At 38.3% G+C, this 14,249-nt stretch carries 8 protein-coding genes; 1 reads left to right on the top strand and 7 read right to left on the bottom strand.

The window, feature by feature from the left end; translation table 11 throughout:
* Positions 1-107 precede the first annotated feature (107 nt).
* Both rpsL and I6E11_RS10900 read right to left on the bottom strand, forming a co-directional pair.
* Positions 108-515: a 30S ribosomal protein S12 gene (rpsL, locus tag I6E11_RS10905; RefSeq protein ID WP_235338068.1), complete on the bottom strand. Its 408-nt coding sequence runs from the start codon at positions 513-515 to the stop codon at positions 108-110.
* A gap of 183 nt (positions 516-698) precedes the next feature.
* A complete protein-coding gene (locus I6E11_RS10900) occupies positions 699-1,037 on the bottom strand; it encodes a DUF3467 domain-containing protein (RefSeq protein ID WP_235338067.1) in 339 nt (112 codons plus the stop codon).
* Between the two features lie 126 nt (positions 1,038-1,163).
* Between I6E11_RS10900 and I6E11_RS10895 the strand changes: the two genes are divergently transcribed.
* Positions 1,164-5,234, top strand: coding sequence for a hybrid sensor histidine kinase/response regulator transcription factor (locus tag I6E11_RS10895; protein ID WP_235338066.1), 4,071 nt, complete (start codon positions 1,164-1,166; stop codon positions 5,232-5,234).
* Between the two features lie 79 nt (positions 5,235-5,313).
* Here the strand turns inward: I6E11_RS10895 and I6E11_RS10890 are convergent, their stop codons facing one another.
* From I6E11_RS10890 to I6E11_RS10870, 5 genes are all read right to left on the bottom strand, one after another.
* Complete coding sequence (locus tag I6E11_RS10890; RefSeq protein ID WP_235338065.1) at positions 5,314-7,731, bottom strand: polysaccharide lyase family 8 super-sandwich domain-containing protein; 2,418 nt, start codon at positions 7,729-7,731, stop codon at positions 5,314-5,316.
* A 17-nt stretch (positions 7,732-7,748) separates the two neighbouring features.
* Positions 7,749-9,194 (bottom strand): RNA/DNA-binding domain-containing protein, encoded by a 1,446-nt coding sequence (locus I6E11_RS10885; protein WP_235338064.1) that lies wholly within the window; start codon positions 9,192-9,194, stop codon positions 7,749-7,751.
* 5 nt (positions 9,195-9,199) lie between these two features.
* Complete coding sequence (locus I6E11_RS10880; RefSeq protein ID WP_235338063.1) at positions 9,200-11,485, bottom strand: DUF4955 domain-containing protein; 2,286 nt, start codon at positions 11,483-11,485, stop codon at positions 9,200-9,202.
* A gap of 18 nt (positions 11,486-11,503) precedes the next feature.
* Positions 11,504-14,038 carry a BT3328 family hyaluronic acid endo-lyase gene (locus tag I6E11_RS10875; RefSeq protein ID WP_235338062.1) on the bottom strand — a complete coding sequence of 845 codons (2,535 nt, stop codon included), beginning with the start codon at positions 14,036-14,038 and terminating at the stop codon, positions 11,504-11,506.
* Positions 14,039-14,050: 12 nt separating this feature from the next.
* On the bottom strand, positions 14,051-14,249 hold a 199-nt coding region (locus I6E11_RS10870), incomplete at its 5' end, for a hypothetical protein (RefSeq protein WP_235338061.1).

Raw genomic sequence — 14,249 nt, 5'->3', positions numbered from 1 at the left:
CTTCAACGTCTCCTCTGAGACATTTACTCAACCTTAAAGCTTTTCCAACAAACCAAAACGAAATTAATAAAGTCTTTACTTAAAAGGATTGTACTCAGCTAAAATTATTACTTCTTACCTTTAGCTGCCGCTGGAGCCTGTCCTGGTTTTGGACGCTTAGCACCATATTTAGAACGTCTCTGTGTACGACCAGCCACACCTGCAGTATCCAAAGTACCGCGAACGATATGATAACGTACACCCGGAAGGTCTTTCACACGACCACCACGTACCAATACGATTGAGTGTTCCTGCAAGTTGTGTCCTTCTCCTGGGATGTATGAGTTAACTTCCTTAGAGTTTGTCAGACGCACACGAGCAACTTTACGCATTGCTGAGTTAGGTTTTTTAGGAGTTGTAGTATAAACACGTACACAAACGCCACGTCTCTGAGGACAAGAGTCAAGTGCAGGTGATTTACTTTTCTCAACCAAAACCGTTCTTCCTTTTCTTACTAATTGTTGAATAGTAGGCATTTTGTTTGATTTTTAAATTTATATTATTGTTTATTCAAATTCCAATCCTAAAGCGAAACTACATATTTCGGGTTGCAAAGGTACGAATAAGTTTTTAATACACAAACACTTTTCAAAATAAAAAAGGTCCGTTTTGCGCAAAACAGCACAAAACGGACCCAAATAAATGTTTTTTATATTTTTTTAAGCCTCTCCTTTAAAATCGCTCAATGGTGGAACAAATGTTTTACCACCTTTTTCAGCTTGTGCATTACGTTCTTCAGGCATCTTCACAGTTCCAAAATTCCTTTCATACTTAATCATATTATCCTGCAAAGCATACATTAATCTTTTAGCATTTTCAGGCGTCATTACTATTCTTGACTGAACACCCGCCTTTGGCAATCCAGGCAATACTGAAACAAAATCTATTATAAACTCAGATGTTGAATGTGTTATAATTGCAAGATTAGCATATGTACCTTTAGCTACTTCTTCTTTCAGTTCTATTTGCAACTGATTATTCTTGTTTTCGTTTTCCATGATAAAATTTAAATTAAATACTTTGACAAATATAAGACAAATTCGATATTCACACAAGAAAAGAGTGTAAAACTTATACTATATAATCAGAAAAATTCCCTATTTTTGCCCAATAAGACAAAGCCTATGAGAAATTATAAAATCATATTCAAGCTACTATTTATTATTCTAGTATCATTGAATTTACCCCTGCATTCCCAAACACCAACCTTCAATCACCTCACTACAGACGAAGGATTATCACAACTCTCAGTCAACAGTATTTACATAGATGAGCACAGTATGCTCTGGATAGGGACCCGAGTCGGCCTGAACTTATACAACGGGAAAAAGATACATACTTTCAAAACAGAAAAAGACAATCAATTCAGCCTTCCGTCAAATTTCATACTTAAAGTTACAGGGAACAAGAACGGATATATTTACATACTAACCATAGATGGAGTATGCGAGTTCAACATGCATACACAAAAATTCAAGGAACTATACAAAGGTAAAACCGACTGTATATACTACAACAAAGAACTATACATAAGCATAGATAATGTCATTTACATATTCAACAATTCAACATCATCATTTGAAAAATTCTACACATTGCCCAAAGAAGTAAATGTTATAAATTCTATGACAATTGACAAATCCGGGAATATGTGGATTGGAACATCACATGGCATATATAAATACAGCACAATTAAAAGGATATCAAAAATCGTTCCATCGGGAAATATCACACAACTGTATATTGATAAAGATAATTCATTATGGGCAGGAAGTTGGGACAATGGACTGTTCATTATAAAAGAATCCGGCCAGATTATTAACCACAGAAAATCAAACGACAAAATAAATAATTCAATATCCTCTGATTTCGTCAGAGCTATCTGTCAAGATAATTATGGGAATATGTGGATAGGTACCTTCAATGGCATCGACAAATACGATATAGCCACAGATAAGTTTATACATATACCATCAGGCAGTTCGCAGTACAATCTTACACACTCATCGGTCTGGTGTATAGAGAAAGATAAGCAAGGCACCCTTTGGATAGGAACATATTTCGGAGGTGTCAACTACATAAATCCCGAATATTCCATTTATAAAAGATACGAATTTTCAACAACCGAAGAAAATGGACTAAGCAGTCCCATAGTCGGCCGTATGATTGAAGACAGCAATGGTAATCTTTGGATAGGAACCGAAGGAGGCGGCGTAAACTATCTGAACAGATCCACCGGGAAATTCAAATGGCTAATCAGTGAAAACGGAAGGAAAGGTTCTATTTCACATAACAATATCAAATCATTATATTTAGATGAATCCAAACAATCACTATGGATAGGGACTCACACCGGAGGTTTAAACAAGTATAATCTCAGCACCGGACATATCACAGTATACAAAGCAAAAGCTGGCGATGCTACGTCACTACCATCGGACATTATAAGAGATATAGAAGAGTATACATCTGACACATTGGTAATAGCTACACAAAATGGAATATGTCTGTTATCAAAAAAGGATGGTATATGCAGGCAATTACTGAACAATCTTCCCAATAACAAGAAACTTGGAATGGTAGCAGACTTAAACTTCGACAAAAATGGGAACCTGTGGATAGCTGCCACAGGCGAAGGAGTCTACGTTTACAATATTCAAACCGGTAATATAAGAAATTTCCGCCACGACATACACTCCACTGGCTCTATAAGCAACAACAACATAAACAACATTACTACAGACAGTAATGGTAATATATGGCTTAGCACATCAGGCAGTGGACTGGATTTATATGACCCAAAGACTGACCGATTCATTAATTACGACAAGAAGAACAATAATCTTTCCAATGACTGTGTTTACCAGGCAATAGAATCTACAGTCAGTGGCAATTTACTATTAATCACCACCGATGGTTTTTCTATTTTTGAGAAAGACACCAAGCAATTCCATAATTTTAATTCAGACAATGGATTACCAATAAATGCAATAAACGAGAATTCACTTTATGTCACAAAAAACGGCGAGATATTCCTGGGAAGTATACATAACATGGTTTCTTTCTTTGAGAAAGACCTTGAGCATCAATCAAAGCCATACGATATTATAGCTACAGGACTTTTAGTTAACGGGCAATACATAAAACCTGGAGATGAAAGCAAAATCCTTGACCAATCTATCGAATACACAGAACAAATAGAATTAAGCCACAAACAAAACATGCTCTGTTTGGAATTTGCTGTCACAAACTATATACCTGAGAACAAAGGCAAGATTATATATAAACTTGAAGGTTTCTCCGACACCTGGAATGATACCAGAAGCTCTAATGAAATAATTTACACCAATCTGCATCCTGGCCAATATACCCTCATTATAAAGCCACAAAATGTAGACGAGTCATTATGTAAACCTTATAAACTAAATATAACGATTAAAGCCCCATTCTATCAAACCCCTATTGCATACATACTTTATATACTTACGATATCAGGAATAGCCTGGTATCTTATCAGTATATATCTCACACGTCTTCACCTATCAGAATCGTTAAAACTTGAACAACAGCATGCCGAAAACATAAAAAAAGAGAATCAGGCACAGCTAAGGCTCTTCACTAATATTTCACATGAATTCCGCACCCCATTGACTCTTATTATTTCACAAATTGAGACACTCATACAGAACCATAAATTCAGTCCGCAAATATATTCCAAGCTATCATCCATGTATCACAGCTGCATGCAGCTACGCGAACTCATTACAGAATTGCTGGATTATCGCAAACATGAACTCGGACATTTAAAGCTACAAGTAAGCAGAGGCAACATAGTAGAATTCCTTAAAGAGAACTACATGTTGTTCTATGACTACGCACTAAAGAAATCCATCAAACTAGATTTTAAAACCACTCACGAAAACATAGAAATCTGGTATGATGCAAAACACATTCAAAAAGTGATAAACAACCTTTTATTCAATGCAATCAAGCATACCAAAGAAGGAGGACATATATCAATCAATATTACCAAAGAGGACAAGTTTGCAAAAATATCCATAACCGACAATGGTGAAGGTATTCCAGAAAAAGACATACCCAAAATATTTGATATATTCTTTCAGTCGAAAAACAACAATGCAGGAGCATCAGACGTAACAGGTTCAGGAATAGGTTTGGCGCTCGTTAAAAGTATTGTAAATATGCATCATGGAGACATAGAAGTCAGTAGTAAACTGAATCAAGGTTCAACATTTACGGTAACACTTCCACTTGATAAAGAAGTATATTCAGAAACAGAAATTCTTAGTCCGACAGAAAGCAAAGACATACAACGACAAACTATACTACAGACCAATGATATAATTACAGAGCCTGCAGTATGCGATAATAATTCAGATTCAGCAAACATCAATGTGGAGGAAGAAGAAAAGCCAAACATGATGATAGTTGAAGACAATGATGAAATACGTGCTATAATTAAGGAAATACTCAGCCCATTCTATTCAATACATGCTCTGTCCTGTGCTGAAGAAGCATTACAGCAAATAGAAGCTATCATGCCCGATATTGTTATCACAGATGTAATGATGCCAGGAATGGACGGAAAAGAACTATGCAGAAAAATTAAATCCACTCCAGCTACGAGTCATATTCCTGTTATCCTGCTCACAGCACAGACTGCTGTGGAACAATATATAGAAGGGTTTCAGACGGGAGCCGACGATTACGTAACAAAACCGTTCAACACACGCCTACTAATATCCAGATGTAACAACCTGATAAACTCCAGAAAGTTACTTCAGGAAAAATTCAGCCACCAGCCTGATACCAATGTACAAATGCTTGCCACGAACAAGATAGACAAAGACATTCTGGATAGAGCTACAACAATTATTGAAGAAAATATCGGAAATGCAGAATTCAATATGAACACATTTGCCCGAGAAATGGGAATGGCCAGAACAAACCTTTTTGCGAAGATTAAAGCCATAACAGGTCAAACGCCTAACGATTTCATAACAAGCATACGACTAAAACGCGGCGCCCTCCTATTGCGCAACAATCCCGAGCTGAACATAACAGAGATAGCAGAAAAAATAGGTTTCAGTTCGGCCAGATATTTCTCAAAATGTTTTAAGGACCTATATAATATAAGTCCTCTTTCTTACAGGAAAGGCGACTCCGATAAATAAAACGAAAGAAACTATTCCGAAAGCAGTAAAAGTTTACGGAAGAGTTTCTTTTTATAAGTATGTGATTACCCCTTGATTATTATTTTACCTTCTTTAAATTAACATATATCGGCATTCCGTTTCTGAGCAAACATGAAACCTCAGTATTGCCATTTTCCATAGTTTTGAGGAACACTCCTGGAACATTTACATCAGTCTGCCAAGTCCCTTTCAGTTCTATGAAAGCTGGAGTAGGCAACTCTCTCCAGTTTTTGTTATCAATCATCTTAGGTCTCAAATTAGGATTTGATATAGCCAATGACAGATTACCCTCTGCATCTTTTTCTTCTATCAGCAATAATTCTGTAGCAGAAGAAACTACCTCACCTGCAGTCAGTCCCTTTGCAGGAGTAAAGAACGAATAAGCCAATACATTCTTAGGAGCATACTTGATTATGTGCAAAGAGTCCTGCATTTCGACGATATTAAACAGTTCACCTTTAGTTTGTTTGTCTGCTACATCTTTCATTTTGGCCTCGTTTGCAGACGGTACCACTATGAAAGAATAAGACTTCTTCTCAGGTTTCACTCCATGATTGATATAAGCCTTAGCAGCTACCTCTGTCGCCGGTTTTACTGCAAGTCCTACAGACGATGGCGTCTGCTGTTTATCATATACTATGTTTATCTCATCATGTCCTGCCGGAACGAAATAGCCGGTAGAAACAGGATTTATTACAGTAAGAGGCTCAGCCGACGGAATTGTCATCTTCTCTCCGTTACCCATTGTCTTACCATTTACCACAAGTTTATCATAGTTCTTCGATATAATGGTCTGGAACAGGTTAGTAGCAGTAATCATATCATCCGCATAAGTTCCTTTTGCAGAAATACCATTACCGATGCTGAACAACATCCCGTCTATCGCAAGTACAGACTTACAGAAAGTAAGATTAGTCGGGACAAATCTCTGACTTCCCCAATTATCACCCTGATCAAAAGCAGCAGCATAAAGTCCATATTCCTTGTTTGATACCGCTCCGGCAAAATTAGTAGTTTTAGCTTTTTGGTCAAACCTGTCCTTATCATTCTTATAAGGCATCATCTCAGCCCAATCCGTATAATGCACTGTAGTACTTCCCGGCATCATATTCCAGTCCCATCCGGCACCTTTATTCTCATTTTTTGAAGGATAGCCGGTAGGTTCCAATCCTCCCTCATACAGCACTTCCAATGTGCCATGTCCCTGATACCTGCCAAAACGGTTTGTCTTGTTATATATTTCACCTGTCCAAAGCACAGCGGTAGGACATCTCATCACAGCCACCCATCCCGGCTGACGATAAACACCTGCAGCACTGTAGTTATACTGGTAGAATCCGTTTGCATCCTTTGCCGGAACATCATATTTGTTTGTCTTAAAGAAATAATTATAATAAGCCGCCAGATCTTTATCAATATCTGTACCCATTACATCTCCTCCTATTTCGACAAGCTGTTCAAACAACTCTTGGGTAAACGGAACCTCAATGTTATAGAACGGATGACGTCCCGCCATACTGTTTGCATAAATACGATTTTTGTCACCATCGGCACATACAGCAGTCATATATAGAGTTACAACGGCGTTCTTAAGTCTTTCATACGATTTTCTATCAATCTTCAATGTCGTTCCTTTAAAGCGATAAAAATACCCTACCCAACTTCTATATGAATACATATATCCATTATAATGTGCGTTATGATGGAATCCTGTACCATCAGGTTTCAGAATATCCTTATTACCTACATTATAGCGAGTACATACTCTAAGGAAACCAGATAACAACTGCAAGTCCAGTATAGCCTGCTGGTCATCAGGATTTGCAATAGCCAAATCAAATACATAAGGTACTACATTAAAAATATAGTCAGAACTTATCCAGTTCATAATAGCCTTGTCTCCCTGGCGTATAATATCAACCTCCAGCAACTTCTGCACAGCAGCAATAAGCTTAGCCTTGCGTACATCATCCAGTACCGGAAGTGCACTCATAAAGTCGGTAGGAATCTTTCTTACATCATTATAATTGCTATACACCAATTTAGGCATTCTCAGGAAGAAATTATGTGTAAACAGATAATCCAAGTACAAGTCCAAATCCGTCTTTCCTGACTTACCTAACGTTAATGCGCCATACGCCAGAACTCTGACGTTTTTCGCCGCATCCCTCAAATGCTGGTTCAACATCTTTTCTCCCCACAAATCAGCACCTGTAGCCGTATAATCACCAGTACGTTGAATCATAAGCATCTTCAGTGCCATCTGTGCAGATTTCAATTCACTTGCAGAAGCCTTAGGTTCAGCCAATTTATATTTTTTTCTGAACTCCTGCAGTTCCTTCAGTTTAGCTTCGTCAATGCTTTGAGTTATTGTTTGTACATCATTAGTCTCCGGTGTCACATCCACATTCGCATAAGCATTAGGCAACACCGCCCCCACCAAAAATAAAAAGCCAATGTTTCTTTTCAAATTCATGATATTAAGTTTAAAAATTATTTCAATAAGTTCCATTTTCCACCTCTGTCTGCGCCCACACGTGAAATAAGCCCTAATTCTTTCAAACGTTTCAAATCCCTTTGGATCGTCCTTACATTAATAGACAATATAGAACTTATTTGTACTGCAGACAAAAGAGGATTTCCCTTAATCATATTAAGTATCTCAAGTTGTCTGGAAGAAAGTTTTTCTACGACATTTTCTACGACATTTTCTACGACATTTTCTACGACATTTTCTACGACATTTTCTACGACAACGTCAGAAAAGCCCAATGTCACAAGCACATAATCCCTTTCATTCTTGATAGAGACGTCGCTTCCGGTAAGTTTTTTCCATCCAAGCAGCTTTTCAATACCGAATCCGGCATTTTCCGCCAATTTGGCAAAGCGGAAAAGTTTAGCGATAGTAGGATTTCTCGATTGTGAAAACAATGTTCCATACATACGCTCTGGAGGAATAGGAAATGAACCGGCATTAAAAAACTCTATTCTGTCAGTATATACTCTTACGCACGATCTCAACGGACTAAAATGATCTGTATGCATTAGCATATTTACCCATGCCTCTCTCAAGACCTCAAATCTTCTTCCATCATCTTCCGCCACCCCTAATTTGTTCAGCTTGAATGGTCTGTCAACAAGAGTAAGCAAACGTCTGATTACCACCTGCGAGGCTTCCCACAAATTATCCTGTTCAGGTATCCTGTACGAATAACGTGTTGCAGCCTCGGTTATGGACTTTCCAGGGATTTCAATATAATCCATACAAAAAGTAGGAACATATCGCTGCACCTCACTTCCCTTACCAAACATCAACAATCCCGCATAAGTCAGCTCTCCTTTCTTGTTACAGACAGACAACCGTTCACAAAATTGCGCGTTATCCAAATCATCATACGCCATAGGCGGATTATACGCTCTAAGATACCCTCTATAACTATTCAAAGAATCCATATTAAGCAAGGAAATATCTGTCTCCGTAATAGGCAATTCAGAACGGATACCAAAAGACTGGTCGTGATACATTGCCATGATTTCACTTTCAGTGGCCCTTTGGTCACCGCTTCCCATACGGATAAAAGAATTAAAAGGATTCCCAAAATAAACAGGTTTCTGTGTAGAGGAAGGAATATAAAACGCCAAAACCTTTTTCCCGTCAATCACATATTGACGCGCTATAGGCGACAAACGGATATTAAACTTCTGCGACCTTAATGTTCCAAGGAAATCTTGCTCAAGTTTCTCTGCATTATCTACGCCATAGACCGAGAAAGACTTTCCCTTTTGCCTTATGCCCAAAACAATCCAACCTCCTGACGTATTTGAGAAAGCACTCACCGTTTCCCAAATATTCTTAGGCAGTTCGTTGCGGGCTTCCTTCACCTCGAAGTCATCCCATTCAATATCTTTCAAACGTTTTATTAATTCCTCCCTTTCCATACAAGTTATTTCAATTCAAGCAGCCATGCCGGCACATGTTTCAGTCTGTGTTTAAGCTGAGCCTCATATAGAGATTCCGGCAATACAGGCACACCGTTGTTTTCATCCAACTTCACCTGCTCATCCACAAAGTTAGCAGGTTCTCCGTGAAAACCAACAATTATTGGAGGTAAAATTTTCCAATACTTCCATCCGTCCCTCCACCAGTCGAACTCACCGTTTGCCGGAAGATTGCCGTTACCGCCAAGTTTGGTTCTTGTAGAACACATGTTCCATATCGTAAGGTCGTTCAGATGGTTAGGCACCTGATCAGCGTCACCACCCTGACGTGACTGTACGAAACCACCTTTACACATATCTATCAGTGTGGCTCTCGGCTGTGTGGCATGAGCTTCGAAACAAGCATCGTCACCCCAATACACATTCCATATCACAGCCCCCATACTCGGTTTTGAGACACCACATGCATGATATTGTCCGGCACCTTCAGTAACCGTATAAGGAGAGTCTGCCAATGGTCCCGTAGTCCTGTCAGTCACCTTGCCTATAAATACACGGCTCGAACCTTGCGAACGTATTGCGGCATGTCCCCTGTTTCCAAGTATATTGATATCATACGCAGAAACATTAGCGCATGATATTATAGATGCAGCCTCGCTAATATCCTGGAAATCCACGCGACGTATCCATGAATTTACCAGACGCATGAGATTCAGAGGTTTGTATGCACCATCGTCTTCCCAATCGTCATGATGACCGAAATCCGCCTTTGCATGTCCAACAAACGTCAGGTCTTCTATACCTACATTCTCATAATGCGAATAGTTCATCAGCATCCAATTGTATTTCGCTTCCACCTCATGCATGATAGGTTCTTTGAATGTAATCTTGTTTCCAACAATGTCAGTTATCATGTGAATATCTTCCACTTGCACACCTTCAGTAGAGATATTAGTCATAGTGCTCTCCCATTTATAAGGCAAAAGTTCCTTATCCACCAGTTCCGGGTCATTGTCATGCAGATACAGGCATACATATTCTCCTTTAGAAAACAGACTCGGATTACCGACCTCTATGCTAAATGTACCTTTTGCCGCGTCGGCAGTGACATCAGAAAGTCTTAACGTATTATAGCTGCCATCATTATTAATAGGTAGGAATCCGTTATGCCTTATTGAAATCATCACCGGCGATGAATACATAGCGTCATTGTTAGGCAAGTTAGGCGTTTCCATTATCAGTCGTGTTTTGTCTCTGCCTGCACCTTTAATTATAACATTACCACCGAATATATCAATACTGTGGCTCGTATTATTACCTAATTCATCCTTATCACCGGTAGTCTTTGAATCATCCTTAGTGTTATCACTGTTGTTATGCAAGATATAATCTCCTTCAGGGAAATATATCAGAACTTTGGCATTTGAATTTCCGCTTCGTTCATTCAGCTTATACTTTGCGAGAATCTTGTTCAAGGCATCACGTGCATACTTTGAGCCATCAGTCATATAGTTCTTGATGTTCTCTTCAGTAAATCCCCAGGCTCTTCCGTCCGGTGCCGCCTCCTCTCCATGCTTATATCCCGCATACGAGAAATCAAGAAGGATGTTATCCTCTGCTCCGGCATTAAACTTGTTCCACGCTTCAGTTGTTTGCATATCTCTTGTCACAACACTAAATGATTTTCCTCCTGTCTTAAGAGTCAAAGTCATAGAGGTTGAATCGTACGACATTATAGCCGTATCAAACAATGAATACGAACCACGTCCGGCATTCTCAATCTTCCCTACCATCTTGTCGCTTAACCTGTTCCAAGACTTTGTATCCAATGTATATTCCCAGTATCCGGTCTTGTTAAGCCGCAATACAGGTACTATTCCGTCACTTGCAGAAACGGCATTACCATTCGCATCCTTCAGCGGCAACACCTCTCCATAATAATCATAAACCCAATTCCCGCTTTCATCCACTCCAAGCAAAGGAATGGTCTTCATCTTCTCATAGTTAGAAGCAGCATACACAATAGTTACCAGCTGGTTGGAGAACTGCACCGAACGGTTTCCTTTATCGTCCGTCCACGTAGCAGTCACCTCAAGTTCGCCTTTCACCAGCCCACTTATAATGGCTGCATCCGTATTCATATAATCAACTTTCTCCTGATACAATGTCTGCGCATTATCTTCCGGAGTCTCACCGTCATTAACAGCATCGTCTTTGCACCCCATGGCAAAAACCAGAAGCGCAAAGACAAATACTGTACGACTGATAAGAAAGAATATTTTCTTATTCATAATCGTAATATTTTAAAATTATTTCAATGCGTTAAGCCATGCCGGAAGATACCCTAAACGATTTCTCAACTGTTCTTCATATAGAGATTCCGGAGTAACCTTTGTTCCTGTACTTTCTTCGTATGTATATTGTTTTGCATCATCAGTACCTTTATCCCAAGTTATACTCGTTCCATGAACACCAACCAATATAGGAGGATAGATTTTCCACCATACAGTAGTTGCATCCCACCATTGAAAATCATTACTCCAATTTTGATTTTTCTCATCTATAGTTCCGGTTACATACAGGTTCCATATAGTAAGGTCTCTAAGATGATTAGGATTTTCAGACTCTGCTCCTCCCGCATGGTAACGAACAAGTCCTCCGGAACAATTGTCAAACAATGTCGCCCTCGGTTGTGTAGCGTGTGACTCGAAACAAGCATCCTTTCCCCAATTGGAATTCCATATCACAGTACCAATACTTGGTTTTGATACTCCACATCCGTGCCATTGTCCATGACCACGTGTGTCAGAACTTTCATCAATAACTTTACCTATAAACACACGACTTGATCCCTGCGCCCTGACAGCAGAGTGTCCTCTATTACCCTTAATTGTTATATTATACGCAGAACAATTTGCAGATTCTCCGAATGTCATCGCTTCACTCACACTTTCAAATGTCACATTTCGTACCCATGAATTAATAAGTCGCCCAAACTGCAATGGCATATAACCATTATCATACATCCACTCAGGAATAGAGCTGTCAGTTGCTCCTTCTCCATGATGATAATATGGAGTAACAGCATTACCTACAAAAGTAAGATTCTCTACTCCTACATTCTCAAAATATTTATAATCACGAATTATCCATCCGCCATCATAATCGTTATACGAAATGTCAATATCACTCATTATAGGTTCATAAAATGTCACAGTGTTTCCACTGATAGATTTTATCTGGTGAAATTCCATTATATTCACTCCTTTACCATCTTCATTGTTATTTTTGTCTCCTGTCAAACCGGGTTGTTGTGTTATTGACCAAATGTCTTTCTTTTGAGAATATATAGGTCCCAACTCCTTTTGCAAAAGATCATTATTGGCACTTCGTAACCTCAATTGAACCCATTTATCTGGCGATAAACCTACTGTAGAAGAAACATTTACACTAAAACTACCCTTTGATACATTTGCCGTAATCTTTGCAAGTTCTTTAGAATTATCAATATTTGTAGGACTCTGAGTATGCTTTATAAGGAACAAAGGTGCTGTTTTATTATTATAAATATAACTGTTCATAAATATCTTTGTTTTCCCTTCACCGTCACCTTTAATAACGAAGTTTCCACCATATATTTCAGGGAAAAGATCAGTAATACCGGAAGGTTGCATATCATATTCTCCTGCCGGGAAATAAAAGACTTTTCTTACATTTGAATTAGAATTGGTAGTATTACCGTTAATTCTTACTAATCTATTTTCATTAAGAATTTCAATAAACGCCTCACGGGCACTCAAATTCTTACTATCCATATATTCTTTCACATTGACAACTTCGTATCCCAAAGCGAATCCATCCGGAGGAGCGACTTTGCCATGCATGTATCCAGCGTACGAATAATCAAGAAGAACATTCCATTCGTTCTTTAACAAAAAATTCTGCCACGCTGTGGCAGAATTTTCATCTATTATTGAATTTAACAACTTCACAGGAATAGTTACTGCCCTACAATACCCTTCTTTTGAGAATATTTTAAGCACTAACTTATCTACATAATCTGACTCCATAAGATTCTTCTTTGGTGCTGTAACAGTCATAGAAGTCTCTTCTACTTTTATTGTCCAATCAATAGTTTCTATAACTATTTTTTCAACTTTAGGACCTTGCTCAATCGTCCATGTATAAGTTTGTCCTACTGAGAACTGTACAGGCTCAGTTACATCAGTCAAATCCGGTATAGTCAAATATAATCCTTCAAACAAAGGTATTTCTTTTGTCAAAGTTTGTCCATTTGATGACCAAGTCAAAATTAATTTATCATCTTTAAACTCAACCTCACTAAATACACTACCAAATGTTTTATTAGGATCTGCTTCACCAATACCACCCAACCACACATCATCACCAAAAGAATATTGCCAGTATCCATTAGCGTCAACCTTAAATTGAGGAACCAATGTGGCACTTACAGGATTGCCGTTTTCATCTGCCAACAATTGCGCCACACCATTATTATATGTATAATACCAATATCCATCTTCACCTATTGATATAGTAGGTTGACCACCTGCATGTACATTAACCTCAAAACTCTCACCATTGCTCAAGTCTAAAATATAGTCTCCATCTTTATCTTCGGCATAACCAACAATCATATATTTGTCGTTTATCAACCCTTGATAAAGAGCTATATTTTCATTCACTTGAGGCATTTGAGCTTCAAGCTGAGCTAAACGAGCATTCAAATTATCAATGTCGTTGCGGATATCCTCCGTATCGCTACACGAAAATAGTGTAGCGAGGGAGAATATACTTAATATTATGTATTTAAATCTTTTCATGGCTCAATGTTTTTATTCAAATTTTGCACCATAGCTTGAATAAGTAGGATTAGGAACAAACGTTCCTGCTGCAAGATCAAATTGACCTCCTTCAAATGGATTACTATCCATAGAATTTTCCTTTATTCCATCAGTATATTTAGAATTACTATGATAATGGGTTAATGCAAACGTAGCAACACTTCTATAATATAAATTATCAGTAATACTA

It is taken from the genome of Bacteroides caecigallinarum (assembly GCF_021531075.1).
GTDB classification, from domain to species: Bacteria; Bacteroidota; Bacteroidia; order Bacteroidales; family Bacteroidaceae; genus Phocaeicola; species Phocaeicola caecigallinarum_B.
Note: the sequence above shows the minus strand (reverse complement) of the source record. Positions and strands in the feature narration are given on the sequence as shown.